Here is a 16,960-nt window from a genome sequence, read left to right as displayed (position 1 = left end):
CGAATCGTTTTAACGGCTGGACGCACTGCCAGCATCGTGTCAAATCACGGCGGAGCATCGCGATTGAGGGCACCGTGTACTTCCATCGGCACGCCGTCACTGCGGGTTAACGCCAGCGAACTGGCGCTGGCGGGGTCGAACAGTGACAGACTTTCAATCTGCTCCACCATCAGCACCTTGCGAAACGCCATCGCGTTCTTTGGCTCAGAGGTGAGCGTAATACCGTGCTCGGCATACCAGCGGCTGTAGTTATGCTCAATCGACATGCTGAGGGTTTTACTGTCGCGATAGCCGCTGAGCATTGGGATCAGCACAATATTGGCGGTGTTTTCATACTCAAAAGTAGCCGCATGTACCATGCCAATATAGATGCGGCGCGATTTCAGGGTGATCCAGGCCAGCTCGCCCTCCTGCATGCACTGGTAAAGCAGTTGTTCAACGCCGTTGGATTTAGAGAGCTGCTGATAGAGGTCTTTGCGCCCGCTGCTGTTCAGTCGCGCGCTTTCTGACCAGTTAGAGCGGTACATGCAGAAGAGTACGGCAAAGGCCAGCATCACCACCACCGGTGCCTGAATGCCCAGAAAGCTCCAGTTCATAAACTCTATCTGCCAGCGAAGATGTTCGCCTGGCACCATCTGTAGCGCATTGGCAGTGCTGGAGATAATAAGCAGAATCAGCCAGACGATGGCCGTTGCCAGCATCCCCTGTAAGACGAAGATACAGCCATAGAGCGCGACCAGGAAATAGACATCCCAGCCGATGCTACGCCGGACCTTAAAGCGGCTGGAGAGGTCGCGACTGGTATACCAGTAGCCGCACACCATCAGCACCATGAATATCGCCGTTCCCATCTCACACTCCTTTTAACGTGTCGACATGACGGGCGAAATCCTCATGCACTTCCTCACTCAGCACGTTGACCGAAGCGTTGCCGTCTTCATCAATAATGATGCGATCGCCGTCGGCGATGGAGTCGTTAATATCCTGACGGGACATGCCTCTGATAAAACGCTCAGGGCTGGAAAACAGGGAACGCAAAAAGGTGAGCATGGGGGGCGGATCTCCTCTGTGATAAAACAGAAGTATGAAATCACGCCGACAAACGCGCCAGGCAGATTCGTCTAAAAGTGTTGCAGGTCAGTTAATTAGCGAAGCGGTAGCTGGCTAAACGTCCGCTTGCCCTGGCTGGCTTTCACGCCATTTAGCCTGGCTGACGATTATAATGCCTGCGCACACGCCCAGGCTGCGCTCCACGCCCACTGGAAATTATAGCCGCCCAGCCAGCCGGTGACGTCCACCACTTCGCCGATAAAATAGAGACCCGGCACCGCTCGCGCCTCCATGGTCTTTGACGATAACTGTGTCGTATCAACGCCGCCCAGCGTGACTTCTGCCGTACGATAGCCCTCGGTGCCATTAGGCTGTATGCGCCACTGATGCAGTGTCTGCACCAGCGCCGCCTGCTGTTTGCTGTTGAGCTGTTTTAGCGATACGTCCGGTATCTGCTCCATCTCCTGCAACACCTCCACCAGGCGCTTCGGCAGCAGCTTTGCCAGGCTGTTCTTCAGGCTCAGATTCGGATGGGCGGCGCGCTGCACGTTAATAAACTCATCAATCGAGGTAGCAGGAGATAAATTCACGCTGATATGTTCGCCCGGCTGCCAGTAGCTGGAAATTTGCAACACGGCCGGTCCCGAGAGGCCACGGTGGGTAAACAGCATCGCCTCTTTGAACAGCGTACCGTCCTGGGCCTCGATAGTGGTGTCCACCGCGACGCCAGAAAGCGCCTGAAGGCGTTCCAGCAAGGGCTTATGCAGCGTAAAGGGCACCAGCGCCGCGCGCGTCGGGAAAACCTTTAGCCCAAACTGCTCGGCAATTTTATAACCGAACGGCGTTGCGCCCAGTCCCGGCATTGAAAGCCCACCGCTGGCAATCACCAGCTTTTCTGCCTGCACCGTGGTACCGTTCAGCTGCAGGGTATAGCCCGCCTCATCGCGCGTCACGCTCAGCACCTCGCTGCGCAGACGCAGCGTCACCTGGCCCTTGTCGCACTCCGCCATCAGCATATCGACAATCTGCGCCGCCGAGTCATCGCAAAAGAGCTGGCCCAGGGTCTTTTCGTGGTACGCAATGCCGTAGCGATTGACCAGGTCGATAAAATCCCACTGGGTATAGCGCGCCAGCGCCGATTTACAAAAGTGCGGGTTATGGGACAGGTAAGCCGCAGGTTCGGTGTAGATATTGGTGAAATTGCAGCGGCCACCGCCCGACATCAGAATCTTGCGGCCAGGCTTTTTTCCGTTATCTAACAGCAGCACGCGTCGGCCTCGCTGCCCGGCCTGTGCCGCGCAGAACAGCCCTGCCGCACCGGCACCAATGATAATAACGTCAAACTTTTCCACTGCATCTACCCTGCCTGTATTGAGAGGCGCTGATTGTAAAGGGCCACTTTGCGCGATGCCAGCATCAAAAAACTTGTCGCAAATATGTCATAATGTAACTGCTTCATTTTAAGGGCCTTTTGGCCAAAACAGCGCCTTTCGCAATATTTTTAAGTCAAAACAAGACTATATTTTGCTTTCCCATAGTGGGCGTTGTCGCGGATAATGCGCCGCGCTCATGTCCTCAAAAATGGCGTAATGTTTATGCTACATTTGTTCGCTGGTCTTGACCTCAGTACCGGCCTGTTATTGGTTCTTGCTCTGCTGTTTGTATTGTTCTATGAAGCAATCAACGGCTTTCACGATACGGCCAACGCAGTTGCGACGGTTATCTACACTCGCGCGATGCGCGCGCAGTTAGCTGTAGTAATGGCAGGCGTGTTCAACTTCCTCGGTGTGTTGCTTGGTGGTTTAAGCGTTGCTTACGCCATTGTGCATATGCTCCCTACCGATTTGTTATTGAATGTCGGCTCCGCGCATGGCCTGGCAATGGTCTTCTCCATGCTGCTGGCGGCAATTATCTGGAACCTCGGCACCTGGTATCTTGGCCTGCCGGCTTCCAGTTCGCACACGCTGATTGGCGCTATCATCGGCATCGGCCTGACCAACGCATTAATGACCGGCACCTCGGTCATTGATGCGCTGAATATCCCGAAAGTGATTAATATCTTCCTGTCGCTGATCCTGTCGCCGATTGTTGGCCTGGTCATTGCGGGCAGCCTGATCTTCCTGCTGCGCCGCTACTGGAGCGGCACGAAAAAACGGGCGCGTATCCATATGACGCCAGCAGACCGTGAAAAGATCGACGGCAAGAAAAAGCCGCCGTTCTGGACGCGTATCGCCCTGATTGTTTCTGCTATTGGCGTAAGCTACTCACACGGTGCTAATGACGGTCAGAAAGGTATCGGCCTGATCATGCTGGTGCTGATTGGCGTCGCACCGGCGGGTTTTGTCGTCAACATGAACGCCAGCGGCTATGACATTACGCGTACCCGCGATGCGGTTAATCATCTTGGTCAATACTATCAGCAGCATAGCGACTCGCTGACGCATATTATCCAGATGGCACCGCCCGCTCTGCCGACCCCGGAAGAGACGCCAGGCGGCCCGAAAGAGTTCCACTGCGACAGCGCGCGTGCGTTGCTGGCCATTCAGCGTGCTCAGGGGCTGCTGAATAACAACCTGCTAAGCTACGATCAGCTCACCGTTGAGCAGCGCAGCCAGATGCGTCGTCTGCTGCTCTGCATCGCAGATACCGCTGATAAGACCGCCAAGCTGCCGGAAACCAGTGCTGACGACAAGCGCTTCCTCGGCAAGCTGAAAGGCGATCTGCTGGGCACCATCGAGTACGCGCCGGTCTGGATTATCATGGCGGTGGCGATGGCGCTCGGCATCGGTACGATGATCGGCTGGCGTCGCGTGGCCACCACGATTGGCGAGAAAATTGGTAAAAAAGGCATGACCTATGCGCAGGGAATGTCGGCTCAGGTAACGGCGGCCGTTTCTATCGGCATCGCCAGCTACACCGGGATGCCGGTATCAACCACGCATATCCTCTCCTCATCCGTTGCAGGCACCATGCTGGTCGATGGCGGCGGGCTGCAAAGCCGCACCATCAAGAATATCGCCATGGCATGGGTGTTTACGCTGCCGGTATGTATTGTGCTGTCAGGCTGCCTCTACTGGCTGGCGCTGAAGCTGGTATAACCGTTTTTACCCGTAAAAGGGCGACATAAGTCGCCCTTTTTTTTCTAGTGCCAGATCGCCATGCAAATCAGGCTCAGGATCACTAATCCGCATAGCGCGCTGGTTAAGATAAACTGACCGCGCACCCGCTCACAGCGACGAATAAATTCATCGTCATGATGATCGAGATAACGCTTTGCCCAGATATAGCGCACCAGCCGCACCTGTTTGCTCGGCTGACCGTGTGAGGTAAAGAAACCTGCACCATCAACATACTGATAGAGCAGCGGATCGCAGCCTCGCAGTACCGCCAGCAGCGCGCGCAAAGAGGAAAAATAACGCGCCATATTCACAATACACACGACACAAAGAGCCCAGAAAAGCGCGATAGTGCTGATCATATACCCTCCCGGCTGGAGCCGCAGAAACAGCGTCAGCGCAGCCACGCCGCCTGCTCTGCGGAAAAAAGCCAACCACTGAATGACCTGAACTGATCTTTTTTTGACAAGCCTGCACGGCCAGCGCCAGGTGAGAGTGACCGTTAATTTGTAGTGTAGGAGAAGATTTTAAACTTTTTCCAGCGATGATTTTCGTTCGTGGTCAGCGAAACTGCTCATAAGCCTTGATCTTATTCACAACAGAAGCGCCTGTATCAGCATTTGTTACCCGTCACCGCTATACTTATGGCATAACAACAATCTGTTGGTACAGCTGACAGAACATCTGGTGACAAACATCGCCCGTTCGCGTAAAGGATTTCGCAGACAATAACGCGACAGGAAGACAGGTTGCCATCCTGAATCTTGTGAAAGGAGTTATATCATGGCTTATAAACATATCCTGATTGCAGTAGACCTTTCCCCGGAAAGCCAGTTGCTGGTCGATAAAGCCGTTTCGCTGGCACGCCCCTATGACGCCAAAATCTCATTGATTCACGTCGACGTTAACTATTCCGATCTCTATACCGGCCTGATTGATGTCAATCTGGGCGATATGCAGAAGCGCATCTCTGAAGAGACGCATACGGCTCTGCGCGGCCTGTCCGATGCGGCGGGTTACCCCATCAGCGAAACCCTGAGCGGCAGCGGCGATCTCGGCCAGGTGCTGGTGGATGCGATTAAAAAATATGATGTCGATTTGGTGGTGTGCGGCCATCATCAGGATTTCTGGAGCAAGCTGATGTCCTCAGCGCGCCAGCTCATTAATACGGTGCATATCGACATGCTGATTGTTCCGCTGCGCGATGCAGACGACGAATAGTCATGCGCGAAAAGCCGGTGAAAGCCGGCTTTTTCCTGATTATCGGGCAAAGAGAGCTGACCGGAAAAAAGAGGTTATCTGTTCATATTGCTCAGCGTTAAATTATTAGCATCCTTTTTTATTTCATCTTTAAAAACGCCGGCCTTCGCTTTGCTGAAAGGCGACACTCTGTTTCGCCGGGGCGCATTAACTATATCTACGCCGTGTTAACCTGATAAAGGCCTTAAATCCTGACACAAAATAATCGCCTTAAAACCCTGCTAACTTTAATCCGACATGACGGATTAAACCGTCACGTTGAAAAGGAACTTATGCACGTTTTACCAGGGACGCTACTGTAGCCTGCCGTGATATTCAGCCTGCTTTACCTGATACCTCTGATACAGGAAAGTACTCAGTGATGACTCAGACAGATAATAAGGATATTAATGATGAGAGAAATTAGCCAGGCTGGAATTTCTGCCGTTAGCGGCGCAGGGCTGACCGACTTTCTGGGCGAAGTGAATGCCGCTCTGACGCAGGTTTCCAGTCTGTTTGATACCACCGTAGAAACCCTGAAAGGATCGACAGATAACGCGGAAAAAACTGGGCTTTCTTATAAAGCATTTAGTCTGAGTATCGCTCAGGTTTGCCTGCTGTCTTTTTCAGGCTTTCTGACGAAGCTCATTGCCTGATTTAGCCCTTGAGTGCTGAAAGGCAATTAATGAAAGCGTGCCTGCTGTTCAGGCACGCTTTTTTATTGATGATGCGCTAGCTGTTTTTTGACGATCGCCGCGCACCCGCTACGCGCCAAGCGGAGGATAAATATCAAAGCGGTGACTTTTGGTCACCACCGCCGACTGCGTGGCAACGCCCGCCAGCGGCGGCGCGTAATCAGGCCGCTTGACCACGATACGTTTCTTCGCCAGGCGACGGGCTGGCTCCAGCAGCGCGTCGGCATCCTCATCGGCCCCCACCAGCGACTGAAACACCCGCATCTCCTTCTTCACCATGGCGCTTTTCTGCCGGTGCGGATACATCGGGTCGAGATAGACCACGTCCGGCGCAGGCGTAATTTCAGCAAGCGCCTGTGCGCTCGGGGCATGGATCAGCGTCAGACGATCGCGCAGCCAGCCGCCAATCTCCCCATCCTGATAGCCCCGCGTTAATCCATCATCCAGCAGCGCCGCCACAACCGGATGACGCTCGAGCATCCGCACGCGGCAGCCGATGGCTGCCAGCACAAAGGCATCACGTCCCAGGCCAGCGGTCGCATCCACCACGTCCGGCAGGTAGCCTCCCTTTACGCCAACCGCTTTCGCCACCGCTTCGCCGCGCCCGCCGCCAAAACGACGACGGTGCGCCATCGCCCCGGAGACAAAGTCGACAAAGATGCCGCCCAGCTTCGGCTCGTCACGCTTGCGCAGTTCAAGATGGGTAGGCGTTTGCACCAGCGCCAGCAGGCACGCATCGTCATGCTCAAGCTGCCAGCGCTGCGCCAGATGTGATAAGGCACCGTCACCGGTGCCCGATTCATCAATTAAACAGATTTTCACTGCAACCCTTATCCCTGGATGCCGTAATGTTCCAGCATCGCATCCAGCTGCGGCTCGCGGCCACGGAAGCGTTTGAACAGCTCCATTGGCTCTTCGGATCCGCCACGCGTCAGGATGTTGTCAAGGAACGACTGCCCGGTCTGGCGATTGAAGATACCCTCTTCCTCAAAGCGCGAGTAGGCGTCTGCCGCCAGCACGTCCGCCCAGAGGTAGCTGTAGTAACCAGCGGCATAGCCGCCCGCAAAGATATGGCTAAAGGCGTGCGGGAAACGACCCCATTCCGGGCTCGGCACCACTGCCACCAGCTTTTTCACCTCACGCAGCGTGTCGAGGATCTGCGCTCCCTTCGTCGGATCGAACTCGGCATGCAGACGGAAATCAAACAGGCCGAATTCCAGCTGGCGCAGGATAAACAGCGCCGCCTGGTAGTTTTTCGCCGCCAGCATTTTGTCGAGCAGCGCTTCAGGCAGCGGCTCGCCAGTTTCATAGTGGCCGGAGATAAAGGCCAGCGCGTCGGGCTCCCAGCACCAGTTTTCCATGAACTGGCTCGGCAGTTCGACCGCGTCCCATGGCACCCCGCTGATACCGGATACGCCCGGCGCTTCAATACGCGTCAGCATATGATGCAGGCCGTGACCGAACTCGTGGAACAGCGTGGTCACTTCGTCGTGGGTAAAAAGCGCGGGTTTGCCATTTACCGGGCGGTTGAAGTTACAGGTCAGATAGGCAACCGGCTTTTGCAGCGTACCGTCAGCCTTGCGCATCTGGCCGACGCAGTCATCCATCCATGCGCCGCCACGCTTGTGCTCGCGCGCATACAGATCGAGATAGAAGCTGCCGCGCAGCTCGCCGCTCTCATCGAACAAATCGAAGAAACGCACGTCGGGATGATACACATCAACGTCGGTGCGCTCTTTGGCGGTGATGCCGTAGATGCGCTTCACCACCTCAAACAGGCCGTTAACGGCGCGTGCTTCAGGGAAGTAAGGACGCAGCTGCTCGTCGCTGATGGTGTAGAGGTGCTGCTTCTGTTTTTCACCGTAATAGGTGAGATCCCAGGGGTTAAGTTCGCTGACGCCGTGCTCTTTCTGGGCAAATGCGCGCAGCTGCGCCAGCTCTTTTTCCGCCTGCGGACGGGCGCGTTTCGCCAGATCGTTCAGGAAGTCGAGCACCTGCGCCGGATTTTCTGCCATTTTAGTCGCCAGTGACTTATCGGCGTAGGAGTCAAAGCCCAGCAGCTGCGCCAGCTCATGACGCAGCGCCAGCTCTTCCGCCATGATTGGGCCGTTGTCCCATTTACCGGCGTTTGGCCCCTGATCTGACGCGCGCGTAGAGTAAGCACGATACATCTCTTCACGCAGCGCGGCGTTGTCGCAGTAAGTCATCACGGGCAGATAGCTGGGAATATCCAGCGTCAGCAGCCAGCCTTCCTGCCCTTTCGCTTCAGCCTGCGCTTTGGCTGCGGCCAGCGCACTTTCCGGCATACCGGCCAGTTCGCTCTCGTCAGTAATCAGCTTGCTCCAGCCCATGGTCGCGTCCAGCACGTTATTGCTGTAGGCGGACCCCAGTTCAGAGAGGCGCGCGGCGATCTCGCCGTAGCGCTGCTGTTTCTCTTTATCGAGGCCGATACCAGACAGCTCAAAGTCGCGCAGCGCATTGTCCACGGCTTTCTGCTGTGCCACGTCGAGCGCGGCAAAGCTTTCGCCCTCTTTCAGATTACGGTACGCCTGGTAGAGCCCTTCATGCTGACCAACCCAGGTGCTGTATTCAGAGAGCAGCGGCAGCGTCTGCTCGTAAGCTTCGCGCAGCTCCGGGCTGTTTTTAACCGAGTTGAGGTGGCTTACCGGCGAGAAAATGCGGCCAAGACGATCGTCTACTTCGGCCAGCGGCTGCACCAGGTTGTCCCAGGTGTAAGGCGCGCCCTGTGCCACCACTTTTTCCACCACTGCGCGACATTCGTTCAGCGCCTCGGTGACGGCAGGCACCACATGTTCAGGCTGAATGGCGGAGAAAGGCGGAAGCGTAAAAGGCTGGAGTAATGGATTGGTCATAGCGCAGTCCTTGTTCAATGTATGGGGCGCGCAGCGCGCGCAACGCAATCGTACTAACATGCGGCTAAGTGTAGCGAAAATCAATGCCAGCCAGGCTGAGCGGTGAAGAAACGGCTCAGGCGGCACCATGACTGAGAATCGGCCAGCAATTTTCCCCTTCAGCAGGTATAATCTGGCTCACTTGCAGTACGCCTTTTTTACGCCAACCGCGGAATCCCCACTGTTATGCTGAGCTATCGCCACAGTTTTCACGCCGGTAACCATGCCGATGTGCTGAAACACACCGTTCAGAGCCTGATCATCAGCGCGCTGAAAGAGAAAGAGAAACCCTTCCTGTACCTCGACAGCCATGCGGGCGCAGGCCGTTATCTGCTGAGCGGCGAACACGCCGAGCGTACCGGTGAGTATCTGGAGGGTATTGCCCGCATCTGGCAGCAGCCGGACGCGCCGGCGCTCCTGAAGCCTTACTTCAACGCCATTCGCGATCTTAATCCCAATGGCACGCTGCGCTACTACCCCGGCTCGCCGCTGATTGCCCGTCACCTGCTGCGTGAAGATGACAAACTCCAGCTTACCGAGCTGCATCCCAGCGATTTTCCGCTGCTGCGCGGCGAGTTTCTGAAAGACAACCGTGCCCGCGTCGAGCGCGCCGATGGCTATCAGCAGCTGAAGGCGAAGCTGCCACCGCCAACCCGCCGTGGCCTGATTCTGATCGATCCGCCTTATGAAATGAAAAGCGACTATCAGGCCGTTGTAAAAGCGATCGCGGAAGGCCACAAACGCTTCGCAACTGGCATCTACGCACTGTGGTATCCGGTGGTGTTGCGCCAGCAGATCAAACACATGCTGCGCGATCTTGAAGCGACCGGCATCCGTAACATTTTGCAGATTGAGCTGGCGGTGCGTCCGGACAGCGATCAGCGCGGCATGACGGCCTCAGGTATGATTGTGATTAACCCGCCGTGGAAACTGGCGCAGCAGATGAACGATCTGCTGCCCTGGCTGCACAAAAAACTGGTGCCAGGCGGAACCGGTCACACCAGCGTAACGCAGATTGTGCCTGAGTAAGTTACAGCGTAAATACCGCCATATCTGAGGCCAGCTCGGTGGCGGGAAACACCGAGCGGCACTCATCCAGCAGACGCTGCATATCACGCGGTAAGTAGCGCGAGCTGAAGTGCGTAGCGATCAGGCGCTTTGCGCCCGCCTCTTTTGCCACCTGCGCCGCCTGAAGCGTCGTGGAGTGGCCGCGTCCGTTAGCCTTCTCCTGTAAGGCCGCCTCCAGCGTGGTTTCGTGCACCATCACATCGACCTCTGCTGCCAGCTGCAGCGCCACTGGCGTCGGTGCGGTGTCGCCGAAAATCGCCAGGGTTTTGCCGCGCGTTGCCGGGCCGAGATACTCCGCGCCGTTAACGATGCGTCCATCCTCCAGCGTCACGCTTTCGCCCGCCTTTAGCTGCTGAAACCAGGGACCGCGCGGCACACCTTCTGCTTTCAGACGCGCAGCGTCGAGAACGCCCGGCTTGTCGTGCTGCTCAATACGGTAGCCGAAACAGGGCAGCGGATGCACCAGCGGCCAGGCACTGACGCGAAATTGGCCGTCATCCAGCACTGGCCCCGCCTCAATCTCAACGATCTCCAGCGGATAGTCGGTGTAGGAACCGCTCAGCGACAGCGCGGTCTCCACAAACTGCTTAATGCCCTGCGGGCCGTAGAGGGTCAGCGGCTCGCTGATGCCGCCCATCGAGCGGCTGGTCAGCAAACCCGGCAGGCCAAAAATATGGTCGCCGTGCAGGTGGGTAATAAAAATCTTGTTCATGCGGCCCGGCTTCAGCGGTGAGCGCATGTACTGAAGCTGGGTGCCCTCACCACAGTCAAACAGCCAGGTATCGCCGCGCGGTGAGTGGGTAAACGCAATCGAGGTCACGTTGCGCTGCAGGCTGGGCGCGCCAGCGCCGGTGCCGAGAAATGTAAGCTGCATGCTATGCTTCCCTGTCAGTGGTAGAAGGATTCAACCCTATTACAATCATAGGTGCAATCTTTGCGCCGTTTCGCCTCTCGGCGTTACAATCCTGAACCAAACTTCGTAACCGGATGGACACACAATGACACGACATTATGACTATCTCGCCATTGGCGGCGGCAGCGGCGGTATCGCCTCCATTAACCGCGCCGCGATGTATGGCCAGAAATGCGCCCTGATTGAAGCCAAAGAGCTGGGCGGCACCTGCGTAAACGTGGGTTGTGTTCCAAAAAAAGTGATGTGGCATGCGGCGCAGATCGCCGAGGCGATCCACATGTACGGTCCGGATTACGGCTTCGATACCACCGTTAACCACTTCGACTGGAAGACGCTGGTAAAAAACCGCAGCGCCTATATCGATCGCATTCACACCTCTTACGACAACGTGCTGGGCAAAAACAACGTTGATGTCATCAAGGGCTTTGCCCGCTTTGTCGACGCGCACACGGTGGAAGTCAACGGCGAGCGCATTACCGCTGACCATATTCTGATCGCGACTGGCGGTCGTCCGAGCCACCCTGATGTGCCGGGCGCAGAGTATGGCATCGACTCTGACGGCTTCTTTGAGCTGGACGCGCTGCCGAAGCGCACGGCCGTGATCGGCGCGGGCTATATCGCGGTGGAACTGGCAGGTGTGGTAAACGCCCTCGGCTCTGAAACGCACCTGTTTGTGCGTAAGCATGCGCCGCTGCGCAGCTTCGATCCGCTGATCACCGAAACGCTGGTCGAGGTAATGAAGGCGGAAGGTCCAGCGCTGCACACGCATGCCGTGCCCAAAGCAGTGATGAAAAACGCCGACGGTAGCCTGACGCTGCACCTGGAAGATGGTCGTGAGCAGACGGTGGATTGCCTGGTCTGGGCCATAGGCCGTGAACCGGCAACAGATAACCTTAATCTGGCGGTAACGGGCGTTGCGCTGAACGAGAAAGGTTATATCAAGGTCGACAAGTATCAGAATACCAACGTCGATGGCCTCTATGCCGTGGGTGACAACACCGGCGCGGTTGAGCTGACGCCGGTGGCGGTTGCTGCGGGTCGTCGTCTCTCAGAACGCCTGTTTAACAACAAGCCGGATGAGCATCTGGATTACAGCAACGTGCCGACCGTGGTATTCAGCCATCCCCCGATCGGTACCGTTGGCCTGACGGAACCGCAGGCGCGTGAGCAGTATGGCGACGATCAGGTAAAGGTGTATAAATCTTCTTTTACCGCCATGTATACCGCGGTAACGCAACATCGCCAGCCGTGCCGCATGAAGCTGGTGTGCGTCGGCGCAGATGAGAAAATTGTTGGCATTCATGGCATCGGCTCTGGCATGGATGAGATGCTGCAAGGCTTTGCGGTGGCGCTGAAGATGGGCGCAACCAAGAAAGATTTCGACAATACCGTGGCCATTCACCCCACGGCGGCGGAAGAATTTGTCACCATGCGCTAAGGATGTCGGGCCAGCCCATGCTGGCCCTGTTGATCCTCATCTGTTATGTCAGACGTTTCGCAGGCCTGTCTGAAGAGGGTTCAGCGTTTCATTCAGGCCGTGCCTTCGCCACTGCCTGGCGCGGGTTATCTATTTTAGCCCGATGCACATCCCTTCCGGTCTCCCCGGCTGGCGGCCCGCCGGTGATCAGCGCTTCTGCAAAGACCCTTCCTGCTCTGTTCTGCTGCGGCATCGGCTGTGCCAGCACGTGATAGAAAGGGGCGTCTCGTAACCAACGCCCCTGCCTGAACAACCACGTATACCCGCAACAAGCGCTAAATAAAGCGAGCCAGAGCGCGACCAGACTGGCGTGACTCTCTCACTGGACGATACCGGGTTAACCCGCCTGCTGATGCAGCATTGCGGGATTAGCTGAGACGGTCAAGCCAGCGCACATAGGCCTGATCCCACAGCGCGGCGGGTGTGCCTGCTTTACCCAGACCAAAACCGTGGCCGCCACGGCTGATCTCAATCAACTCGACCGGCACCCGGTTACGCCGACAGGTATCGCGCATCAGCTCGGTATTAAAGGGGTTAGAGATGTGGTCATCCTCAGCCTGCGCCAGGAACGTCGGCGGATAGCGGCGGGTGACATAGTTTTGCACCGACCAGTTCGCCTCTTCTGCTGGCGTCGCGTTATTGCCAACCAGGATGCGATGCGTGGTGGTATGGGTATAGGGCGCCTCCAGCGTAATGACCGGATAAATCAGGCCGACGCTGTCGACCTCCGGCACCACCTTATCCAGCGCATCCTGCGGATCGTACGACCGAAAGTCGGGGCGCGCGGCCGCCATGCCAAGCAGATGACCGCCCGCAGAGAAGCCCAGCACATGTACCTTACGCTCAAACGAGCGCACCAGACGAATCGCGCGCTGCGCATCCTGTAGCGGTGCAAGATGCCCTGCCTGCCACTTCTCTTCCGGTAATCGATAGCTCAACACGTAGGCGGTGTAGCCGTTGCTGTTGAGCCAGCGCGCCACGGGCCAGGCTTCGCGCCCCATACCGATAAATTTATAGCCGCCGCCAGCGGCGATGAGCACGGCTTCACCGTTCGGATTTTCTGGCTGAAAACGCTGGATCGCCGGGCTGACAATGTTGGACCAGGAGCCCCAGGCATTGATATGCAGCGGACCGGACGGCCCACCCCCGCCGGGCGGCTCATCTGGCCACAGCGGAATAACCTCATCGCGGGCAAAAAGTTTGCCTGCCGTCATGGAGAGAAGAACAGCCCCGGAGCCCAGGAGAAAGTGTCGACGCGTGATCATGATGCCCGTTGAGTCAATGCCAGTGCGCTGGTTCAGACGCGCCTCGCTGCGGCGGCGCTGTTATTATGTGACGCGAATCAATCAGTGGCGATTATGTACGCAACTGGCGAAAAAATGCCACAAAAAAACGCGCCCTGATGGCGCGTTCAGGCCGGGCTTCAGAAGGATTAATCTTCCTGCTGAAACTGCGTCATCACCGTCTGCTCACACTGCTGCTCGTCAGTGCGCAGCTTGCCGCGCTCTTCCTCGCCCAGCTGCAGCCAGGCGTTAGCGACCTCGTTAGCAATATCTTCATCAAACTCCGGCTGATTCATGGCGCTGGAGGATTTGCTCATTGCCGTGTAGCTTTTCATTTTCTGCACGTAGGAATCCGCTGTGCCGACCTGCGTCTCGCTGCTGACGATATGGCACAGTTTGCTGGCATAGACGTTCTCCTGCGGAATGTTGCTGTCATCATCCGCCGCCGCCAGCGCGGCAGACGACGCCAGCAGACTCACTACAATCAGTAACGACTTTTTCATATCCACTCCTGTTTTAACCAGATGAGACTCATTCATCGCTCTGCTGGGCAGACAGGCGCGCCGAGCGCCAGTTGAGCAGCGGCGTCACCGTCACGCCATGAATGACAATGCTGCACACTACCAGAGTCAGCGCCATATCGACCATGGTTTCCGCCTGCTGACCCGCCATGCCGTGTACCCAGGCAAAGGCAATGTAGTTGATACTGCCGATGCCGCGGATCCCCAGCCAGCCGATCAGCAGTTTTCGCACCGTGGGAATACCGCAGCCCAGCGTGGTCAGCCAGACCGCCAGCGGCCGCACGACAATGAACAGCGCCAGCCCCATCAGAACGCCATTAAGGTTCCAGTGGTGCGCCAGCGTGACGCCCAGCACCACCATCATCGCGGCCGCCAGCAGGCGCTCGATGGTATCACCAAAGGAGAGTGCATCGCTGACCACCAGCCCGACCGATTTTACCATCCCGCCACTTTCGCCCGCATGCTCCAGACGATTATTAGGATTAACCAGCGCTTCGGCAGGCAGAACCCGCTGTTCTTCGCTCAGCTCCTCCGGGGGATAGGCTTTAAACACGCCCAGCTCCGCACGGCGCAGCCCGACGCCCGCCGCAAAGGTGGCCAGAAAACCGGAGGCGCCCAGGGTTTCGGCCGCCGCATAGCTGAGGGCGATGAGCGCCAGCGCAAGAAAATCATTTGGCGCAACGTCACCGTGCGCGCTGCGCAGCCGGGTCGCCAGCAGGCCCACAAGACGACCGAACAGAAAGCCCAGCCCCAGCCCACCGCCGATGCCCCAGATGACCTCCACCGCGGTCCAGTGGCCAAAACTGCTCCAGGTGAGGCTCTCGCCGTTAAACAGCATCAGCGCCAGAACCAGCAGCGGCAGCGCCGAACCGTCGTTCATGCCCGCCTCACTGGAAAGCGCCACGCGCAGCGCATCGTTATCACGCGCATCGTTAACGGAAATCAGGCTGGCCAGCACCGGATCGGTGGGGGCGACTATTGCGCCAAAGGCGAGCGACAGCGGCCAGTCGAAGCCAATAAGCCAGTGCGTCAGCAGCGTCATCCCCCCGACCGTCAGCAGCATAGCCGGAAAGGCGAGCTGCATACCCACGCGCCAGCTGTGCGCGCGCAGTGGCAGACGCAGCTTGAGCCCGGTAATAAACAGCGAGGCCGCCATGGTGATTTCGGTGATATGTGCTGCCGCTTCTGAGTGCTTTAAAATGTCGATCTGCACCACGTCAAATACCCAGGGTCCGCAGAGGATCCCGGCTAACAAATAGAGCCCAAATGAGGTCACTGGCCCGCGGTGGATCCACCCCGACGCCAGCGACATAAGTAAAAGGAGGCAGCCAGTGGCCGCCATCCAGGCAAGAAAGTTCATAACGCTCCGTTTTCCTTCAAGATTATGTTTAATCCTGGCACAAGAGCGTAAAAGCAGGATCAGTTCTTGAGATGACGGCTCGCCAGGCGAAGCGCGAAGCTGGCCGCACCTGCCAGCGTAGCGAGCGTGACGACACCATTCCAGCCCCAGCGCGCCAGTGCCAGGCTGCCAAGCGCCGCACCGGTTGCCATACCAATAAACACAACGGTAAACAGCAGTGCATTCAGGCGGCTGCGCGCCTCGGGTGCCAGGCTATAGACCAGCGTTTGATGCGCCACCAGCGTGGCCTGTACGCCTAAATCGAATCCGATGGTGCTGAGCACAATCAGCGCCAGCTGGGCGGGAAGCGGCAGCGCAGGCAGCAAAAACATCAGTGCAAAAGAGATCGTGACCAGCGCCGCACCAACGATGGTGATGCGCGCCGGGCCAATGCGATCGGCAAAGCTTCCCGCCAGCGGTGCAGCCATTGCGCCCGCGGCCCCCGCCAGACCAAAGGCGCCGGCGACCGCGCTGTCGAGGTGGAAACGATCGCTGAGCATCAGCGCCAGCGTTGACCAGAAGGCGCTAAACCCTACTGACAGCAGCCCCTGAGCCAGTGCCGCACGGCGCAGCGTCTGATGCTGCTGCCACAGATGGGCCAGCGACAGCAGCAGACGCGGATAGCTCACCGAGGTGCCGGGCGTAAAGCGCGGCAGCACCCGCCACAGCGCCACGCTGATCAACAGCACCAGCACCGCCGCCAGCCCGTACATGGTGCGCCAGCCGAAATACTCCGCCACCGCGCCGCTCACCACGCGCGACAGCAGAATGCCGACCAGCAGGCCCGTCATCACCGTACCGACCGTTTTACCCCGGCTGCGCTCCGGGGCCAGCGCCGCCGATGCAGGCACAATGTCCTGCGCTACTGTGGCCGTCAGGCCGGTAACAAAACTGGCCACCAGCAGCGCGTTCAGACCGCCAGAAAAACCGCACAGCAGTAGTGCCGCCACCAGCAGCAAGCCTTTGATCAGAATAATGGTACGGCGATCATGGCGATCGCCCAGTGGCGCCAGCAGCAGGATCCCCAGCGCATAGCCCATCTGCGTCAGCATTGGCACCATGCCGACCGCGCCGACGCCCACGCTGAACTCTTTGCTGATAATATCCAGCATTGGCTGGCTGTAATAAATTGAGGCGACGCTTAGCCCTGCGCCAGCGGCGAGCGTAAAGACCAGCGGGCCGGGCAAGCTGTCGGCCGGTGTGGCCGCAGCGCTGTTGATGGCTGACATAGTGTGTTCTCCAGAAGTGTCTGAAGCTTAGTAAAGCGCATTAACGCCATACGTTGTA

General features: G+C 57.6%; 16 protein-coding genes. 5 read left to right on the top strand and 11 right to left on the bottom strand.

Going from position 1 to position 16,960, the window contains the following annotated elements; all coding sequences use genetic code 11:
- Positions 1-44: 44 nt before the first annotated feature.
- The 3 genes from HP564_RS15175 to HP564_RS15165 form a co-directional block, all read right to left on the bottom strand.
- Positions 45-851, bottom strand: a complete 807-nt coding sequence (locus tag HP564_RS15175; RefSeq protein WP_371244406.1) for a hypothetical protein — start codon at positions 849-851, stop codon at positions 45-47.
- Position 852: 1 nt separating this feature from the next.
- Positions 853-1,050, bottom strand: a complete 198-nt coding sequence (locus tag HP564_RS15170) for a hypothetical protein (protein ID WP_371244404.1) — start codon at positions 1,048-1,050, stop codon at positions 853-855.
- A 167-nt stretch (positions 1,051-1,217) separates the two neighbouring features.
- Complete coding sequence (locus tag HP564_RS15165; protein ID WP_371244402.1) at positions 1,218-2,402, bottom strand: NAD(P)/FAD-dependent oxidoreductase; 1,185 nt, start codon at positions 2,400-2,402, stop codon at positions 1,218-1,220.
- Between the two features lie 243 nt (positions 2,403-2,645).
- Between HP564_RS15165 and pitA the strand changes: the two genes are divergently transcribed.
- Complete coding sequence (pitA, locus tag HP564_RS15160; RefSeq protein WP_371244400.1) at positions 2,646-4,148, top strand: inorganic phosphate transporter PitA; 1,503 nt, start codon at positions 2,646-2,648, stop codon at positions 4,146-4,148.
- Between the two features lie 44 nt (positions 4,149-4,192).
- Here the strand turns inward: pitA and uspB are convergent, their stop codons facing one another.
- On the bottom strand, positions 4,193-4,528 hold the full coding sequence (uspB, locus tag HP564_RS15155; RefSeq protein WP_371244398.1) for a universal stress protein UspB: 336 nt from the start codon (positions 4,526-4,528) through the stop codon (positions 4,193-4,195).
- Between the two features lie 421 nt (positions 4,529-4,949).
- Between uspB and uspA the strand changes: the two genes are divergently transcribed.
- Together uspA and HP564_RS15145 are read left to right on the top strand one after the other, a co-directional pair.
- Complete coding sequence (gene uspA / locus HP564_RS15150; RefSeq protein WP_081136391.1) at positions 4,950-5,387, top strand: universal stress protein UspA; 438 nt, start codon at positions 4,950-4,952, stop codon at positions 5,385-5,387.
- 428 nt (positions 5,388-5,815) lie between these two features.
- Positions 5,816-6,061: a hypothetical protein gene (locus tag HP564_RS15145; protein ID WP_371244395.1), complete on the top strand. Its 246-nt coding sequence runs from the start codon at positions 5,816-5,818 to the stop codon at positions 6,059-6,061.
- A gap of 108 nt (positions 6,062-6,169) precedes the next feature.
- Here HP564_RS15145 and rsmJ read toward each other — a convergent pair whose 3' ends face one another.
- The gene (gene rsmJ / locus HP564_RS15140) at positions 6,170-6,922 is read right to left on the bottom strand and encodes a 16S rRNA (guanine(1516)-N(2))-methyltransferase RsmJ (RefSeq protein ID WP_371244394.1); all 753 of its coding nucleotides are present in this window, start codon (positions 6,920-6,922) and stop codon (positions 6,170-6,172) included.
- 8 nt (positions 6,923-6,930) lie between these two features.
- Positions 6,931-8,973, bottom strand: a complete 2,043-nt coding sequence (prlC, locus tag HP564_RS15135) for an oligopeptidase A (RefSeq protein ID WP_371244392.1) — start codon at positions 8,971-8,973, stop codon at positions 6,931-6,933.
- 225 nt (positions 8,974-9,198) lie between these two features.
- On the opposite strand from prlC, the gene HP564_RS15130 reads away from it, so the two are divergent.
- Entirely contained in the window at positions 9,199-10,041 is an 843-nt protein-coding gene (locus tag HP564_RS15130; protein WP_371244391.1) for a 23S rRNA (adenine(2030)-N(6))-methyltransferase RlmJ, read from the top strand.
- Position 10,042: 1 nt separating this feature from the next.
- Here the strand turns inward: HP564_RS15130 and rnz are convergent, their stop codons facing one another.
- A complete protein-coding gene (gene rnz, locus HP564_RS15125) occupies positions 10,043-10,954 on the bottom strand; it encodes a ribonuclease Z (RefSeq protein ID WP_371244389.1) in 912 nt (303 codons plus the stop codon).
- A gap of 124 nt (positions 10,955-11,078) precedes the next feature.
- Between rnz and gorA the strand changes: the two genes are divergently transcribed.
- Positions 11,079-12,431 (top strand): glutathione-disulfide reductase, encoded by a 1,353-nt coding sequence (gene gorA, locus HP564_RS15120; protein ID WP_371244387.1) that lies wholly within the window; start codon positions 11,079-11,081, stop codon positions 12,429-12,431.
- A gap of 407 nt (positions 12,432-12,838) precedes the next feature.
- On the opposite strand, the gene HP564_RS15115 is transcribed toward gorA, so the two are convergent.
- From HP564_RS15115 to HP564_RS15100, 4 genes are all read right to left on the bottom strand, one after another.
- The gene (locus tag HP564_RS15115) at positions 12,839-13,735 is read right to left on the bottom strand and encodes an alpha/beta hydrolase (RefSeq protein ID WP_371244385.1); all 897 of its coding nucleotides are present in this window, start codon (positions 13,733-13,735) and stop codon (positions 12,839-12,841) included.
- A gap of 167 nt (positions 13,736-13,902) precedes the next feature.
- Complete coding sequence (locus tag HP564_RS15110; RefSeq protein ID WP_371244384.1) at positions 13,903-14,256, bottom strand: hypothetical protein; 354 nt, start codon at positions 14,254-14,256, stop codon at positions 13,903-13,905.
- 28 nt (positions 14,257-14,284) lie between these two features.
- A complete protein-coding gene (locus HP564_RS15105; RefSeq protein WP_371244382.1) occupies positions 14,285-15,634 on the bottom strand; it encodes a cation:proton antiporter in 1,350 nt (449 codons plus the stop codon).
- A 59-nt stretch (positions 15,635-15,693) separates the two neighbouring features.
- Positions 15,694-16,902: an MFS transporter gene (locus tag HP564_RS15100; RefSeq protein WP_371244381.1), complete on the bottom strand. Its 1,209-nt coding sequence runs from the start codon at positions 16,900-16,902 to the stop codon at positions 15,694-15,696.
- Positions 16,903-16,960 lie beyond the last annotated feature (58 nt).

Origin of the sequence: Pantoea sp. KPR_PJ (assembly GCF_041386365.1) — a bacterium.
Taxonomy (GTDB): domain Bacteria; phylum Pseudomonadota; class Gammaproteobacteria; order Enterobacterales; family Enterobacteriaceae; genus Pantoea.
This window is presented reverse-complemented; position numbering and strand designations above follow the sequence as displayed.